The following is a 15,013-nucleotide window of genomic DNA, read 5'->3' as shown; positions in this document are numbered from 1 at the left end:
CTACGTTTTCAAGGGTTTTCTTGCCTGCCATTTCGACAACGTTAAGCTTGCATCAGGCGGCTATTTTAACAGGCTGGCACTCGTCACCCGCAAGTGCTGATTATCGGGTGACGGTGTGGATGTGGCGGGATTGTTGCTTTTCAGTCGGCGGCGCCCAGCGCCAGCGCGGCTGCGCGGCCGGCTTCCGCCTGTTTTTTCAGCAGTTCGCGCTCTGCCGGCGGCAGCTGGGTGGGCCAGCCGATGATGTGCTGTTCGCCGATTTCCGCCAGCGCGGCGATCCAGGCCGGCGAGTCGTTCAGGCACGGGATGTAATGGAACTCTTTGCCGCCATTGCTTTCGAAATCGTGGCGCACCTCCATGGCGATTTCTTCCAGCGTCTCCAGGCAGTCGCTGATAAAGCCGGGGCAGATCACGTCCAGCTTGCGCACGCCGTCGCGCGCCAGCTGCGCCACGCTCGGCGCGGTGTACGGCTGCAGCCATTCAGCCTTGCCGAAGCGCGACTGGAAGGTGACGAGGTACTGTTCCGGCGCCAGTTTGAGGGCGGCGGCCAGCAGGCGCGCGGTCTTCAGGCATTCGCAGTGGTAGGGGTCGCCCAGCATCAGCGTGCGCTTGGGCACGCCGTGGAAGGACATCACCAGCTTTTCCGGCTTGCCGTGCTGCTCCCAGTGATTCAGCACCGACTGCTGCAAGGCGCGGATATAGCCTTCGTGGTCGTGGTAGTTGCGCACGAAGCGCAGTTCCGGGATGTTGCGCACGCTGCCGTAGTGCTGGAACACGGCGTCGTAGATCGAACCGGTGGTGGTGCCGGAATATTGCGGATAGGCGGGCAGCAGCAGGATGCGGCCGGCGCCGTCGGCTTTCAGCTTGTCCAGCACTTCAGGCAGCGACGGTGAACCGTAGCGCATGGCCATGGCGACGGTCAGGTCTTCGTGGCCGCGTTCGCCGAGGGCGGCGCGCAGGCCCAGCGCCTGAGCGGCGGTATGGGTGCGCAGCGGCGAGCCTTCACGGGTCCAGATCGACGCGTATTTCTTGGCCGACTGGCCGGAGCGGAACGGCAGGATGATCAGGTTCAGGATGAACCACCAGACGGCGCGCGGAATCTCGACCACGCGCGGGTCGGACAGGAATTCTTTCAGGTAGCGGCGGACTGCGGAGCGTGTCGGTGCGTCCGGCGTGCCCAGGTTGACCAGGACGATGGCGCTGCGGCCGGTGGCGCCGTGCTTGTGCGGTGGTTCTTTTTGGAAGGTCATGTAGGGCTTAGGTTTTACCGTAAGCCGCTATCTTACTATTTTAATCAACAGGCCGGCCTGCAGCGCAGGCCGCAATGGATAAGAATCGTCCAATTTTCCGGTCTTGAACCGAGCTATATCAGGAAGCCAGCAGTTCGCGGGCGTGTTTGCGGGTGGTGGCGGTGATTTCCAGGCCGCCCAGCATGCGGGCGATTTCCTCCACCCGCGACTTGGCATCCAGCACGTCGATGCGCGAGGCGGTCTTGCCATTGTCCAGCGTGCCCTTGGCCACCTGGAAGTGCTGGCCGGCCTGGCTGGCCACCTGCGGCAAGTGGGTCACGCACAGCACCTGGCGCTCCTGGCCGAGACGGCGCAGCAAACGCCCCACCACTTCCGCCACGCCGCCGCCGATGCCGCTGTCGACCTCGTCGAAGATCAAGGTCGGCACCGTGGTGGCGTTGGAAGTGATCACCGAGATCGCCAGCGAAATCCGCGCCAGCTCGCCGCCCGAGGCGACCTTGGCCAGCGGTCGCGCCGCTACGCCGGCATGGCCAGCCACCAGGAATTCCACCTGCTCGACGCCATACGCCGCCGGCTCGCAGGCATGCAATGCGACCTCGAAGCGGCCGCCCGTCATATTCAGTTCCTGCATCGCCTTGGTGACCGCATCGCCCAGCGCGGCAGCCGCTTGCACGCGCGTGGCGGACAGCTTGCCCGCCTCGGCCAGGTAGGCAGCCTTCAGCTTCTCCTCCTGCTTGCGCAAACCCTCCAGATCGGTGGCGTCGGCCAGCTGCGACAGGCGCGTGGCCAGCCTGGCGTGCTCCTCGTGCAACTGCTCCTCCGGCACGCGGAACTTGCGAGACGCCGAATGGATCGCATCCATGCGCGCTTCCACCGTGCGCAGCCGCGACGGGTCGAGATCAACCCGGTCCAGATAATCGTTGAGCGCATACACCGCCTCCTGCAACTGGATGCGCGCCGGTTCGATCAGATCGACAATCGGCTGCAAGCCGCTATCGATATCCGCCAGCTTGCCCAGCTTCTGGTTCAGCGACGACAGCTGCGACAGAATCGGATGATCCTCCGCCTCCGAAATCACCGCCAGCGCTTCCTGCGCGCCTTCCAGCAAACTGGCTGCGTGCGACAAGCGGCTTTGTTCGTTGCTGACCTCCAGCCATTCGCCCGGCTTGACCGCCAGCTTTTCCAGCTCGTTGACCTGCCACTCCAGCCGCTCGCGCTCGTAGAGCACATTGGCCGCATTGGTTTCAAACTCCTCCAGCTGCCTGGACAGTGCGCGCCACGCCTTGTAGGCCGCCGCCACCGCGCGCGCCTGGGCATCCGCGCCGGCCTGGCCATCCAGCAGGTCGCGCTGCGCCTCGGTCTTCATCAGCGACTGGTGCGCGTGCTGGCCGTGAATATCCACCAGCAGATCGCCCAGCTCGCGCAACTGCGCCGCCGTCGCCGCCACGCCGTTGATATAGGCCTTGCTGCGGCCGGCGTTGTCGATCACCCGGCGCAGCAGCGCGCCATCTTCCTCGACCGCGAATTCATGCGCCACCAGCCAGGCGCGCGCCTGCGCGCTGACCGCGAAGTCCGCCGTGATGTCTGCCTTGGCCGCACCTTCGCGCACCACGCTGGCGTCGCCGCGTCCGCCCAGCGCCAGCGTCAGCGCATCGATCAGGATCGACTTGCCGGCCCCGGTCTCGCCGGTGAACACAGTGAAACCGGCGGAAAATTCCAGTTCGATCGACTCGACAATAACGAAATCACGGATGGACAGGGTACGCAGCATGGAGGCCTGGTGGGTGGTTAATTGAGCTTGCCCTCACCGGACGGATACTCGTTCCAGTGCAGTTTTTCACGCAAGGTGTGGTAGTAGCTCCAGCCGTCCGGGTGCAGGAAGGTGATCGCATGCGGCGAGCGCTGGATCACGATCCGGTCCTGGGACTGCAGGCTGGCAAAGGTTTGCATATCGAAGTTGACGCTGATGTCGCGCCCGCGCACGATTTCAATAATGATCTCGCTGGATTCCGGCAGCACGATCGGCCGGTTGGACAGCGCGTGCGGCGCAATCGGCACCAGCACGATGCCGCCCAGCGACGGATGCAGCAGCGGTCCGCCAGCCGACAGCGCGTAGGCGGTGGAGCCGGTCGGGGTGGAGATGATCAGGCCGTCGGAGCGCTGGTTGTACATGAACTGGCCGTCGACGTCGACGCGCAGCTCGGCCATACCGGCGCCGGTACCGCGCGACACCACCACATCGTTGACCGCCATGCCGACGTGGATGGTCTGGCCGGCGCGCACCACCCGCCCTTCCAGCAGCGTGCGGCGCTCGGCCTTGAAGCTGCCGCCGAGGATGCGTTCCAGCACATCCAGCATGCCATCGGATGGAATATCGGTCATGAAGCCGAGCCGGCCCTGGTTGATACCGATCAGCGGCACATCGAACGGTGCCAGCTGGCGCGCAATGCCGAGCATGGTGCCGTCGCCGCCCATGATGATGGCGGCGTCGCATTCGGCGCCGATGGCTGCCGCGCTCAGCACCCGCGCATCGTCCAGCTGCATGCCCAGGTGGGCGGCGGTCTGCTCTTCAAACACTACCTCGCAGCCGCGCTGGGTGAGGAAATCGACCACGCTGCCAACCGACTCGGCGATGCCGTCGGTATTCGGGCGCACGACCAGTGCGATAGTGTGAAAAACAGCGTGCGTGGCGGTCATAAAAATCTCGGCTTTAGGCTAGGGGCGGGAACACGCAGCAGGGTAACTCATAAACCCGCCGCATGCCATCACCTACCGGCCTTGCCACTGTACATTTAAACAGTATTTAATGCAAGCGTCGCCCTAGTGGGCGGTGATCACGCCCAGCGCGGCGGCGAAGCTCAGCGCCACGGCCACCGAGATACTGTAGAAGAACATCAGCACCGCCCAGCGCATGAAGGTGCCGCCACGGCTGCTGTGATACACGCGCCGCATCGCCCATGGCAGATAGCCCAGCAGCCAGCACCACAGCAGAAAATCGATGAAGCCGACCGGGATCACCAGCATCAGCGTGAATATCAGGAAGGCGAAGGCGTTGGTATGCAGCGCGAACAGCACATGCTCGCCGAAACGCCGGCCGGAACCGAGGTAAAGCACTTTCAGATATAGCGCGAAGAACGGCATCAGGCAGAAAATCGCGTACGGCGCATAGCGGTAAAAGCCGGTCTCCAGCGCCGCTTTCTGCTGCTCGTTCGACATATGGCTGATTGCGCTCCACTTGTGGCGCAGTGTGTCCAGGCCGCGATCGGCCAGCCAGTGGTCAACCTGGTCGTTGGCCATCCTGCGCTGTGAGTTGTCCTTGACGTCGGGTTCGACGACACTGTCCGGCGCCGCCGGCGCCGGCGCGGCAGGCGCTGGATGCGCGTTGACACTGGACTTTTGTTCGCGCTGCATCCGGGCTATCGCGGCCTCGGCGGCGGCGGCGCTTTCCGCAGCCTCCGGGTCGATTTTCTTGCTGGCCTGCTTCAGCACCGACACCTGGGCGGCCGGTGCTTCCACCTGATCAAGATCGTCCTCGCTGGTCGAGTGGCCGCTGAATTTCACCAGCACGAAGAACAGCAGGCTGAACGACAGGTACAGCCGCAGCGGCTGTACAAAGCGCACCCGGCGGCCGCGCATGTATTCATTGGTCAGCAGGCCCGGACGGAACATCAGCCGCACCAGCGAACCCCACAGCTTGCCCTCCAGCGCCACATAGTGGCCAACGAATTCATGCAGGAACTCGCGCGTGCTGGCGTGATGCAGCACCGCCTCCTGACCGCAGTTGGAACAGAAATGGCCGCTCAGCGGCGCTTCACAGTTGGCGCAGTTTTCCGGCGCGACGACAGCAGTGCTCATGCATCTATCCCGATCAAGAAGTGGTCTAAATCATAAACGACTTCCCGGCAATATTGTCAAAATTCAATGTGGCGACTGACGTAAAACCAACTAGTTAAGATGGCCTTATGACAACGCCACGGAGGCAGCCATGAAAGATCAACACGTCAATACCGACGCCAAAGTCAAAGACGACGGCGTCAAACGCATGCCGCACGAGCGCGACGAGTCGCCAGACGGCAACGGTAACAAGCAGCACAGCATCATCCGCCAGGCCGCCAGCGACATCGACGCCGGCCTGGTGGACACCGACCTGCACAACCAGCGCGGCGTCCAGAAACCACGCGACAACGCCAAGGCAGAACCGCAACCACACACCAAGCGCGACTAAACCGCGACCACGACAAGGAGTTCAACTTCATGCGCCAGCCTACCGCCCACGCCCCTGCCCTGTCCGCCCTGACGCTGCTGATCAGCGCCACCATACTGCCGCCGCTGGCCCTGGCGCAGTCCTACCCGGTCGGCTTCGGTCCGCAACCGCAACTGCCGGAGCCGGACCGCAAGCTGGTGCCAACGGTGAATGTGGCGCCGGCCGCGCCATGGTCGTCGGCGCAGGAGCAGCCAGCGCCAGCGGCCGGCTTCAGCGTCAGCGCCTATGCGCGCGATCTCGACCATCCGCGCTGGGTCTACACGCTGCCCAACGGCGACGTGCTGGTGGCGGAAACCAACGCCCCGCCCAAGCCGGACGACAGCAAGGGCATCAAGGGCGCGGTGATGAAGCATATGCAGAAGAAAGCCGGCGCGGTCAGCGCACCGGCCAACCGCATCACGCTGCTGCGCGGCGTCGATGGCAAGGGCGGCGCGCAAAGCCGCAGCGTATTCCTGAAAGGGCTGAACTCGCCGTTCGGCATGGCGCTGGTGGGCAACAATCTGTATGTCGCCAACACCGACGCCGTGGTGCGCTTCCCGTATCAGGAAGGCGCTACCAGCATCACCACGGCCGGCGTCAAGGTGATGGACCTGCCGGCTGGCACCATCAACCACCACTGGACCAAAAATCTGGTCGCCAGCCCGGACGGCAAATATCTGTACGTAACGGTCGGCTCGAACAGCAACGTCGCCGAAAACGGTATCGAGGCTGAACAGGGCCGCGCCGCCATCTGGCGGCTGGACATCGCCAGCAATAAATCGGCGCTGTTCGCCACCGGCTTGCGCAATCCCAACGGCATGGACTTCGAGCCGCAAACCAACACGCTGTGGACCGCCGTCAACGAGCGCGATGAACTGGGCAACGACCTGGTGCCTGACTACATGACTTCGGTGAAGGAAGGCGGCTTCTACGGCTGGCCATACAGCTACTTCGGCCAGCACGTCGACACGCGCGTCAAGCCACAGAAGCCGGAACTGGTGGCCAAGGCCATCGTGCCCGACTACGCGCTGGGCGGCCACACGGCATCACTGGGGCTGGCCTTCTACAACGGCAAGCTGTTCCCGCAGGCTTACCAGGGCGGCGTGTTCATCGGCCAGCATGGTTCATGGAACCGCAAGCCGCACAGCGGCTACAAAGTGGTGTTCATCCCGTTCAGCAACGGCAAGCCATCCGGCCCGCCGCAGGACTTCCTCAGCGGCTTCCTCGACAAGGAAGGCAAGGCGCGCGGCCGTCCGGTCGGCGTAGCGGTCGACAAGCAAGGCGCGCTGCTGGTTGCCGACGACGTCGGCAACATCATCTGGCGGGTAGCGCCAACCACTGCTGCGCCGGCGAAAACCGCCAGCCGCTGATAAAATCCTTGCCTTGGCTTTCACCTACAAGGATTTACCATGCGCATTTTGCACACCATGCTGCGGGTCGGCGACCTGCAGCGTTCCATCGACTTTTACACCAATGTACTGGGCATGAAGCTGCTGCGCACCAGCGACAACCCGGAGTACCAGTACACGCTGGCCTTCCTCGGCTACGGCGCCAACCCCGAGCACGCCGAGCTGGAGCTGACCTACAACTACGGCACCACCAGCTACGACATGGGCAACGCCTATGGCCACATCGCGATTTCGGCGGACGATATTTACAGCGCGGCCGCCGCAGTCAAGGCCAATGGCGGCGCCGTTACGCGCGAGCCGGGCCCGGTCAAGGGCGGCAGCACCGTCATCGCCTTCGTCACCGATCCGGACGGCTACAAGATCGAATTGATCGAACGCAGCTTTGACGGCGCTGGCGCTGGCCTCTAAACCATCACACCGCAAACGCCAGCAGAGACTGGCGCATGGCGTGCCTGCTGATGGCGTGGCCGCAGCGCTTGCTAGGCCTCGGCCGTGCTCATACCTGACGGCGCGGCAACAGGCTGGCGCAATAAATGGCGGCAAATGGCGCCAGCATCGGGTACAGGCCCCAGATGGCGCGACCGTCAACCCGCACGCACAGTGCTGCGTACAGCGGCGGTAGCACCATCAGCAGCAGTAAAGATTTCAGCGGCCGCAGTGCCGCCGCCGGCGTATCCGGGGCCGCAGCGCGCATGCCCAGCAGCGCCAGCGGCAACACCAGCCCCACCGCCGTCGCCAGCGATGCCAGCGAACGCACATCTTGCAGCGCGGTCAGCACCGTGTGGATGCTGGGCGCCCAGACATAGCCAGGCAGGCCGGGGATCAGCCACCAGCGCACCGCAACCATCCACGCGCCAGCCAGCGCCAGCGCGGCCAGTCCGGCAGGAATGCTGATGCGGCGCATGGCCAGCAGCCACACCAGCAGCAGGATATTTTCTTCGCGCACGGCAGAAGCCGTCACGCCTGCCAGCGCCGCCAGCCAGGGCTGGCCGCTCAACACCGCCAGCACAAACGCGGCGCGCGCGCAGATCGAGGCGGGGTCAGTCAGCAGGTAGGGCGCGTACCAGTAGGTAGGCACCGAGACAATCATCATCAGTCCAGCGATCACAGCAGCCTTACGGCTGGCGCCAACCCGCAACACCGTCAATGCCATCATGATCGCGCTGGCGCTGATGCAAAGCCAGTTCAGCAACGCGAAACTTTGGCGGGTATCGCCGGGAATCGCGGCCGCCACGGCTGGCGCCAGCAGCCTGTAAGGAAATGGCGCGCGCAATTCGCTGGCCGGCACTTCGCCGCGCAGATAACGGGCGGTATCGAAATACGCTTGCGAGTCCTCGACCGTGCCGCCCCAGCGCCACATCATGACCAGCAGCGCCAGCACGGCGAAACCGCCGGCCAGCGCCATCCACTGCTGGTTGCTTAAACCTGTTTTTTCGGAGCTTGGCATTTAAGTTTAACTATTTAATAACCTTGACAGCCCCGCATACTACCTTCTCAGTAAGGTTTAGTCCAACGCGCCTTACACCATCCCCCCATTGGCGCGCAGCGTCTGGCCGTTGATCCATCCGCCATCCTTGCTGGCCAGGAAAGACACGGCGTTGGCGATATCTTCCGGTTCGCCCAGCCGCTCCAGCGGCGGCATCTTGGCCAGGCGGTCGATGGTTTCCGGCGTTTTGCCATCCAGGAACAGCGCGGTGGCGGTCGGCCCCGGCGCGACGGCGTTGACGGTAATGCCTTTGCCGCGCAGTTCCTTGGCGAGGATGTTGGTCAGCGCTTCCACGCCGGCCTTGGTGGCGGTATACACCGCATAGCCGGGCAGGCGCGTGGCGACCAGGCTGGTCGAGAAGTTGATGATGCGGCCGCCCTGCTCCAGCCGCGTCGCCGCCTCGCGCATGGTGTTGAAGCTGCCCTTCAGGTTGACCGCGATCAGGCGGTCGAAGGTGGCGTCGTCGGTGGCCGCCAGGTGCGGCAGCTGTGGCGGCATGATGCCGGCGTTGTTGACCAGCACGTCCACCCGGCCCAGCTGGGCGATGGTCTGATCGAACAGGCCGCGCACGGCGGCGGCCTCGGACACGTCAGCCTGCAGCGCGATGGCGCTGCCGCCGGCGGCGGTGATGGCGTCCACCACCTTGGCCGCCTCGGCCGCATTGCCGGCGTAGTTGACCACCACGGCGTAACCATCCCGCGCCAGGCGTTGTGCGATGGCGGCGCCGATGCCGCGCGATGCGCCGGTAACAATGGCAACTTGTTTCATGGCCTACTCCTTGGTTGTTTGCGAATGAGTACAGTATCCGCTGAATAACAAATGAAATAAATCCACGTAAATTGCTATGACTATGCAGTTTTAACTAATAATTGAGCCGAAAAAAATGCCGGCGCTGAGGCCGGCATCTGCTTAGTGCTGCAACAGCGCGTTGATCGGCGCCAGGTCTTCTTCCTTCAGCGAGCCGGCCGCCGACTTCAGGCGCAGGCCGTTCATGATGGTGTCGTAGCGGGCTTTCGACAGATCCTTCTGGGTCGAATACAGCAGCTTCTGCGCATTCAGCACGTCGATATTGATACGCACGCCGACCTGGTAGCCCAGCTTGTTCGATTCCAGCGACGACTTGCTCGACACCTCCGCCGCTTCCAGCGCCTTGACCTGCGCCAGGCCGCTGTTCATGCCCAGGAAGGCCTGACGCGCATTTTGCGCGGCGGCGCGGCGGGTCGCTTCCAGATCGTTGCGCGCCTTGTCTTCCAGCGCGATGGTTTCGCGCACCTTGCTGGTGATCGCAAAGCCGTTGAAGATCGGAATATTCCAGCTGACGCCGATGGCGTTGTTGTTGACCGTGCTGCCGCCGCCGGTCACGCTGTTATGCGAGCTGCTGGCGACCAGGTTGGCGGTCGGCAGGTGGCCGGCGCGGTTGCGCTTGATCTCGCGCTTGGCGATTTCCACATTCAGGCCAGCTGCCACCACCGAATAGTTCTGCGATTCGGCCGAAGTGATCCACGGCTCCGCCGTAGCCGGCGATGGCGGCGCGATGGTGACGCCGGTGCGCAGCGGCGCCAGCGTGGCCGGCGTCTGGCCAATCACCACCTGCAGCGCGGTACGCCGGTTTTCCAGGTCATTGATGGCGGCGAATTCCTGCGCCACCACCAGGTCGTACGCGGCTTGCGCCTCGTGGGTGTCGGTGATGGTCTGGGTGCCGACTTCAAAGTTGCGCTTGGCCGATGCCAGCTGTTCGGTGGTCGCCACTTTCTGCGCCTGGGTCGAGGTCAGATTATCCTGCGCAGTCAGCACGTCGAAGTAGGCTTGCGCGACGCGCAAGATCAGGTCCTGCTGCGCCTGCGAGAAAGTCGCCTCGGCGGTGGCCTGCGACAGCTTGCTCTGCTGGTAGGTTTCCCACGCGGCCCAGTTGAACAGCGGCTGCGACAGCGACACAGTGTAGGTGTTGGCGTGGTTGCGGACGTCGTTCTTGATCATGTTCCCGGTCAGGAACTCGGCCGATGTCGCGTCGCCGGAGTTGCGGGTGCTGCTGCCACTGGCGGCAATTACCGGCAGCAGAACCGAGCGCCCCTGAGTGATGCGTTCCTGGCCAGCAGCCAGCGACGAACGCGCGCTGGCGTAAGTCGCGTCATTGGCCAGTGCTTGCTGGTACACCTGGATCAGGTCGGCCGCCTGTGCATTGAGCGTCAAGAAGGCGCTGGTGATCAGCACGGCGATAAGGGGTCTCTGCATTGCAATCTCCGTTGGAGTCATCAAAAAAGTTGAACAAATCAAAAACACTCGCCTCTGCGCCGGCCGACCAGCGCGCCGGCCATCAGTACTTGGCCATCGTGCTATCGACTTGCAGCGCCCAGGCGTGGATGCCGCCGGTCAGGTTGATCATCTTGCCGAAGCCATTACGCTCCAGGAAGGCAGCCACCTGCATACTGCGCGCACCGTGATGGCAGATGCAGACGATGGCCGCATCCTCATCCAGATCGTCAATGCGCGCTGGTATGGTATTCATCGGGATCTGGACCGAACCGTCGATGCGGCAGGTCTCGAACTCCCAGTTTTCACGCACGTCCAGCAACACCGGGTTGGGACGCGCCTCGTCGGCCAGCCAGTCGGCCAGCTCCAGCGCGGTAATCTGCTGCATCGCCGGCCCGCTTAAAACTTGAACTTCGACGGTTCCACCGCCGACGCCAACGGCTTGACGTTGGTTTCGAACAGCGTGCGGGTGTCGTAGCCGGCGTCGCCGGTGCGGGTAACCAGCTGTGCCTTCATCGCCGGTGCCTGGCCGATGATGACCGCCAGACGGCCGCCCACTTTCAATTGTTGCAACAACGCTTCCGGCAGCACCGGCAGCGAACCGCCCACCACGATCACATCCCATGGTGCGCCAGTGGTCCAGCCTTGCGCGCCATTGCCCAGCTCAACGCTGACATTGCTGACGCCGTTGTCGGCCAGGTTTTTCTCGGCCAGCGCCTTCAGTTCCGGCGAGATTTCCACCGTGGTCACATGACGCGCCTTGTGCGCCAGCAGCGCCGTCAGGTAGCCCGAACCGGTGCCGATTTCCAGCACGGATTCATGTTTTTTCAGGCCAAGGTCCTGCAGCAGGCGGGCTTCGATCTTCGGCGCCAGCATCGCTTCGCCGCCCGGCAGCGGGACTTCAATGTCGGCAAACGCCAGCGCCTTGTGCGCGGCAGGCACGAAATTCTCACGTTTAACTACGTGCAGCAGTTCCAGAACCTCGGCGTCCAGGACGTCCCAAGGGCGGATTTGCTGTTCGATCATGTTGAAGCGGGCTTGTTCGATATTCATCTTATGACTCATGTCGGGATTAAATAATCCGTCATTTTATCGTTGAACTGGCATGGAGGCACATATTAACGATTAGACGGCCGGATCGCGGGAAATTGCGACAGTCTGCAGTTTAAGGGGGGTGAAACTGCGAAAAAGGCAAGTTGGACGGAAAAACGCTTCACGGCGGATCGGCTTTCAAACCACGCAAGGTGGTGCTGATCAGCGTTTCCATGAAGGCTTCCGGCGGGATATCGGGCATGTCGCAGGTGGGCATGAAGGAGTGGGTCCACATCATCAGCATCAGCACCGGGGCAATCAGCACCCGTGTCATGATGACGGGGTCGACCGGCTGGAACTCGCCGCGCTCGATGCCACGGCTGAGCACGCGGATAAACAGATTGCTGCCGCGCGCCACCACCTCATCGTTGTAGAACTGCGCCAGCTCGGGAAAGTTATTCCCTTCGGCGAACATCAGCTTGGTGATGCCGCCAAGCGGTGTAGCGCAGATTTCGCGCCACCAGCGCAGCATCAGCGCGCCCAGCAGCTCGCCGCTGGGACCGTCGTGACTGGCCGCGTCCTGCTCCGCCTCGCCGATGGTGGCAACGATATTGGCGCGCACCACGGCCTTGAACAGTTCTTCTTTGTTGGCAAAATACAAATACAGCGTCCCTTTGGAGACGCCGGCGTGCTTGGCGACATCCTCCAGCCGCGTGGCGGCATAGCCGCGCTCGACGAATTGCTCCAGCGCCGCCGCCAGCAATTCTTGCGGCCGCGCATCCTTGCGCCGCTCCCAGCGTGGCTTGGTGTCTTGAGGGGCTTGCATGGGTGTCGTGAAAAGTAACTTACTCGTAAGTCATTAATATAAGCGCAAGACTACTGACAGTCAAGCAGGCCATTGGTGGCACTCGGGAATAAAACCTTGAACACGGAATATAAACTTGAACACGGAATATAAACTTGAACAGAGCATCTTAATAATCAAACACTTAAAACCATCATAAATTCCGACAATTGTCGGAATTGCTGAATTTTTCCGACAATTTCCGAATTTTCTCAGTAAAAATATTTTGCAAACCCTCAGTCGCGCACCTATACTGCGATTGCAGGTTCTATTAAAGGCAGTGAATTGCTATGAGCCCGTTTTCAATTTTGATGAAGGAATTACGCACCGCGTGTGGTCTGAAACAAGTCGATTTCGCTCTGAAACTTGGTGTTGAGCAGAGCTATATATCCGCATGTTGATTTGCACCGAAAATTGACCCACTTTCCCCAGTAATTTGCAACTGAAACTGACACACGTGAAGAGCACAATTCGACCTGTCTCATCGGCAGGAGAACGGAGTGATCGACGTGGCTTTACTAGGCATAATTCGACGCTGGCACATTCGTGACCAGATTCCCCTACGGAAGATTGCCCGACGCCTCGGCATCTCGCGCAATACCGTCCGACGTTATCTACGATCGGAAATGACTGAGCCCAGCTATGCCGAGCGGCGTATAGCGAGCGGGCTAGACAAATACTCTCTGCAATTATCAGGATGGCTCAAGGCCGAAGCAAGCAAGCCGCGCAAGCAGCGGCGCAGTTTGAAACAGATCCACGCGGACCTGAAAGAACTGGGTTACGAAGGGTCGTATGACCGCGTGGCAGCGTTTGCCAGGCAGTGGAAGGCGGGTCAAACTGAGTGGGTCAATTCATCGAGCAAACGAACAATCCGTGGCGCAGCTGTAGAGAAATCCCACCTGGATGCGCTCATCGCCATCTATTGCAGTGACGCTCATGAACTCTCCGTCTTCTTGAGGAATACCTACCTCGACCTGCCAGCCGGCATCGCGGAGCGGTCTTACCAAATCTGTCATGCAGTCCTCAGTAAGTCGGGCCAGACGCAATGTGACGCCATCGTCTGTTGGTAACACAGGCACGCGGCGACCGTTGTCATGAAAATTCTTTTCCTCCAACTGGATAACTACGCTTTGTGCTTGTGCTCTAATGATAGCTTGCTGATGTAAAAGCTTACTGTCGTCGTTCATTGCCGGAAACATCAACGGTATATCATATGAACCGTGATGCCAGGAATCCACAACACCCAGTGTGGCTAGCGCGATGATCAGCCGCACGAAGTTAGAAGACTGTTGCCACTCCGACGAGCCTGCGTGGGCGAACATGTGGCGGTTAAGCCAAGTAACGCCTTCGTACTCGGGAATCCTTCTAAAGAAGTGATTGTTCAGCCAGCGCCGGAAGGTCTCTAAACAGTAAACACGCTCATCAAGGGCAAACAAATATTCGCGAGTTAGGTATTCTGGTGGCATCCAATTGCCTTCGTAGTGTTGTCCGATAGCGCGGTCAATTGCGCGTTCCACCGCATGGTTGACCTTATGCGGTATTTGAATATCAGAACGGTCGTCGGCGATGATACGGTCAATTGCCCCCTCAATCGCAGGAATGAGGGAGGCAATACTGGCCGCACGGTAGCCGCTGTAGAACGCTAAGTATGCCTCGCGCGCAAGAGGTTCAAAATCACGCAAACACCGCGATTTCGGAAAGAATTGGGCTATGCAAACGGCCTGAAATGCAAGAGTGTAGAGCGTCGACGTATGGTAATTGAACAGTTCGATCGCACGCTTTCGGTCGCCGCCTTCAGCATCTTTCAGAATCTTACTGACCTCACCGTTTGGTATCCAAAGGGGTGAAAACCATTCCATCTTATCCCACAGCGCCGCTTTACGATCCGCCCACTCTCGTCTAAGTTTCCAGTCAGGGTCTCCGCTCGAAGAAACCAATGGAATACACCCTTTGTGACCTTCAACGCAGAGTACCAAGCATCGCGTCGGCGAGAAAAGTCCCACATTGCGCTCCTCCAGTGTCTCAACACGCAAGCCACGTTGTGTGGCCCATACTCGCAGCTCATCCGCTGTTAATGAATCTAGGTAGGATGCCTGTTGAGCACGTTTCCACAGTGCGGTAAAGTGCTTTTCGATTCCTTTAGTCATTAGATTTCTATTGCTCCAAGAATTCCAGAAAGCCCTCATCGCAAAACCATTGCGACTGTAGTGGTCAACCCATTCCGGACACTACGTTAAGTTTTTCTTCGGTGACGGCCGGTGCCAATCCCTCATTGAACTGATGTGGTCGTATCCAGCTATTCCGGTGCACTGGGTAGTGGCTGATGTCCCGCCGTGCTTCCTGCGCCGTCATGTAACCGGTGGACGGCAGCCATTCCGTTTTGAAGCCGCGGAACAGCCGTTCCATCGAGGAGTTATCCCAACAATTTCCCCGACGGCTCATACTCTGTCGTATCCGATAGTGCCACAAGCGCTGACGGAATTTACGACTGGCGTTATT

Annotated in this window: 15 protein-coding genes and 2 pseudogenes; 5 read left to right on the top strand and 12 right to left on the bottom strand. The window is 61.1% G+C overall.

Features of this window, described 5'->3' with window-relative positions; genetic code table 11:
- Positions 1-140: 140 nt before the first annotated feature.
- From hemH to KW842_RS23390, 4 genes are all read right to left on the bottom strand, one after another.
- Complete coding sequence (gene hemH / locus KW842_RS23405; RefSeq protein ID WP_218306535.1) at positions 141-1,250, bottom strand: ferrochelatase; 1,110 nt, start codon at positions 1,248-1,250, stop codon at positions 141-143.
- Positions 1,251-1,368: 118 nt separating this feature from the next.
- Positions 1,369-3,021: a DNA repair protein RecN gene (gene recN / locus KW842_RS23400; protein ID WP_218306534.1), complete on the bottom strand. Its 1,653-nt coding sequence runs from the start codon at positions 3,019-3,021 to the stop codon at positions 1,369-1,371.
- 17 nt (positions 3,022-3,038) lie between these two features.
- Positions 3,039-3,947 carry an NAD kinase gene (locus tag KW842_RS23395; RefSeq protein WP_218306533.1) on the bottom strand — a complete coding sequence of 303 codons (909 nt, stop codon included), beginning with the start codon at positions 3,945-3,947 and terminating at the stop codon, positions 3,039-3,041.
- A gap of 123 nt (positions 3,948-4,070) precedes the next feature.
- Positions 4,071-5,105, bottom strand: a complete 1,035-nt coding sequence (locus KW842_RS23390) for a DUF3667 domain-containing protein (protein WP_218306532.1) — start codon at positions 5,103-5,105, stop codon at positions 4,071-4,073.
- A gap of 130 nt (positions 5,106-5,235) precedes the next feature.
- Between KW842_RS23390 and KW842_RS23385 the strand changes: the two genes are divergently transcribed.
- From KW842_RS23385 to gloA, 3 genes are read left to right on the top strand one after another with little or no spacing between them, the layout of a single operon-like run.
- The gene (locus KW842_RS23385; protein WP_218306531.1) at positions 5,236-5,475 is read left to right on the top strand and encodes a hypothetical protein; all 240 of its coding nucleotides are present in this window, start codon (positions 5,236-5,238) and stop codon (positions 5,473-5,475) included.
- 29 nt (positions 5,476-5,504) lie between these two features.
- A complete protein-coding gene (locus KW842_RS23380; protein ID WP_218306530.1) occupies positions 5,505-6,863 on the top strand; it encodes a sorbosone dehydrogenase family protein in 1,359 nt (452 codons plus the stop codon).
- Positions 6,864-6,902: 39 nt separating this feature from the next.
- Positions 6,903-7,310, top strand: a complete 408-nt coding sequence (gene gloA, locus KW842_RS23375) for a lactoylglutathione lyase (RefSeq protein ID WP_218306529.1) — start codon at positions 6,903-6,905, stop codon at positions 7,308-7,310.
- Between the two features lie 88 nt (positions 7,311-7,398).
- Here the strand turns inward: gloA and KW842_RS23370 are convergent, their stop codons facing one another.
- From KW842_RS23370 to KW842_RS23345, 6 genes are all read right to left on the bottom strand, one after another.
- Positions 7,399-8,349, bottom strand: a complete 951-nt coding sequence (locus tag KW842_RS23370) for a hypothetical protein (protein WP_218306528.1) — start codon at positions 8,347-8,349, stop codon at positions 7,399-7,401.
- A 72-nt stretch (positions 8,350-8,421) separates the two neighbouring features.
- Positions 8,422-9,156: an SDR family oxidoreductase gene (locus KW842_RS23365; protein WP_218306527.1), complete on the bottom strand. Its 735-nt coding sequence runs from the start codon at positions 9,154-9,156 to the stop codon at positions 8,422-8,424.
- Between the two features lie 141 nt (positions 9,157-9,297).
- Positions 9,298-10,620 carry a TolC family outer membrane protein gene (locus KW842_RS23360; protein WP_218306526.1) on the bottom strand — a complete coding sequence of 441 codons (1,323 nt, stop codon included), beginning with the start codon at positions 10,618-10,620 and terminating at the stop codon, positions 9,298-9,300.
- An 82-nt stretch (positions 10,621-10,702) separates the two neighbouring features.
- Positions 10,703-11,026, bottom strand: coding sequence for a rhodanese-like domain-containing protein (locus tag KW842_RS23355; RefSeq protein WP_218306525.1), 324 nt, complete (start codon positions 11,024-11,026; stop codon positions 10,703-10,705).
- A gap of 11 nt (positions 11,027-11,037) precedes the next feature.
- Positions 11,038-11,691 carry a protein-L-isoaspartate O-methyltransferase gene (locus tag KW842_RS23350; protein ID WP_218306524.1) on the bottom strand — a complete coding sequence of 218 codons (654 nt, stop codon included), beginning with the start codon at positions 11,689-11,691 and terminating at the stop codon, positions 11,038-11,040.
- A 160-nt stretch (positions 11,692-11,851) separates the two neighbouring features.
- On the bottom strand, positions 11,852-12,496 hold the full coding sequence (locus KW842_RS23345; protein WP_218306523.1) for a TetR/AcrR family transcriptional regulator: 645 nt from the start codon (positions 12,494-12,496) through the stop codon (positions 11,852-11,854).
- 308 nt (positions 12,497-12,804) lie between these two features.
- Here KW842_RS23345 and KW842_RS27910 point away from each other — a divergent pair, with 308 nt between their 5' ends.
- Positions 12,805-12,915 (top strand): helix-turn-helix transcriptional regulator, encoded by a 111-nt coding sequence (locus tag KW842_RS27910; RefSeq protein WP_218306522.1) that lies wholly within the window; start codon positions 12,805-12,807, stop codon positions 12,913-12,915.
- A gap of 99 nt (positions 12,916-13,014) precedes the next feature.
- A pseudogene (locus tag KW842_RS23335) lies at positions 13,015-13,341 on the top strand (helix-turn-helix domain-containing protein); the annotation flags it as partial.
- A 24-nt stretch (positions 13,342-13,365) separates the two neighbouring features.
- On the opposite strand, the gene KW842_RS23330 reads toward KW842_RS23335, so the two are convergent.
- Both KW842_RS23330 and KW842_RS23325 read right to left on the bottom strand, forming a co-directional pair.
- The gene (locus KW842_RS23330) at positions 13,366-14,661 is read right to left on the bottom strand and encodes a hypothetical protein (protein ID WP_218306614.1); all 1,296 of its coding nucleotides are present in this window, start codon (positions 14,659-14,661) and stop codon (positions 13,366-13,368) included.
- 64 nt (positions 14,662-14,725) lie between these two features.
- A pseudogene (locus tag KW842_RS23325) lies at positions 14,726-15,004 on the bottom strand (integrase core domain-containing protein); the annotation flags it as partial.
- Positions 15,005-15,013 lie beyond the last annotated feature (9 nt).

The sequence above is a fragment of the Duganella sp. sic0402 genome (genome assembly GCF_019219065.1).
Classification (GTDB): domain Bacteria; phylum Pseudomonadota; class Gammaproteobacteria; order Burkholderiales; family Burkholderiaceae_D; genus Rugamonas.
The sequence above is the reverse complement of the archived record's forward strand: the minus strand, read 5'-3'. Positions and strand labels throughout refer to the sequence as shown.

Coding starts and splice junctions, on each gene's coding strand:
- hemH (WP_218306535.1), bottom strand. CDS start 1,250: ATGACCTTCCAAAAAGAACCACCGCACAAGCACGGCGCCACCGGCCGC.
- recN (WP_218306534.1), bottom strand. CDS start 3,021: ATGCTGCGTACCCTGTCCATCCGTGATTTCGTTATTGTCGAGTCGATC.
- KW842_RS23395 (WP_218306533.1), bottom strand. CDS start 3,947: ATGACCGCCACGCACGCTGTTTTTCACACTATCGCACTGGTCGTGCGC.
- KW842_RS23390 (WP_218306532.1), bottom strand. CDS start 5,105: ATGAGCACTGCTGTCGTCGCGCCGGAAAACTGCGCCAACTGTGAAGCG.
- KW842_RS23385 (WP_218306531.1), top strand. CDS start 5,236: ATGAAAGATCAACACGTCAATACCGACGCCAAAGTCAAAGACGACGGC.
- KW842_RS23380 (WP_218306530.1), top strand. CDS start 5,505: ATGCGCCAGCCTACCGCCCACGCCCCTGCCCTGTCCGCCCTGACGCTG.
- gloA (WP_218306529.1), top strand. CDS start 6,903: ATGCGCATTTTGCACACCATGCTGCGGGTCGGCGACCTGCAGCGTTCC.
- KW842_RS23370 (WP_218306528.1), bottom strand. CDS start 8,349: ATGCCAAGCTCCGAAAAAACAGGTTTAAGCAACCAGCAGTGGATGGCG.
- KW842_RS23365 (WP_218306527.1), bottom strand. CDS start 9,156: ATGAAACAAGTTGCCATTGTTACCGGCGCATCGCGCGGCATCGGCGCC.
- KW842_RS23360 (WP_218306526.1), bottom strand. CDS start 10,620: ATGCAGAGACCCCTTATCGCCGTGCTGATCACCAGCGCCTTCTTGACG.
- KW842_RS23355 (WP_218306525.1), bottom strand. CDS start 11,026: ATGCAGCAGATTACCGCGCTGGAGCTGGCCGACTGGCTGGCCGACGAG.
- KW842_RS23350 (WP_218306524.1), bottom strand. CDS start 11,691: ATGAATATCGAACAAGCCCGCTTCAACATGATCGAACAGCAAATCCGC.
- KW842_RS23345 (WP_218306523.1), bottom strand. CDS start 12,496: ATGCAAGCCCCTCAAGACACCAAGCCACGCTGGGAGCGGCGCAAGGAT.
- KW842_RS27910 (WP_218306522.1), top strand. CDS start 12,805: ATGAGCCCGTTTTCAATTTTGATGAAGGAATTACGCACCGCGTGTGGT.
- KW842_RS23330 (WP_218306614.1), bottom strand. CDS start 14,661: ATGACTAAAGGAATCGAAAAGCACTTTACCGCACTGTGGAAACGTGCT.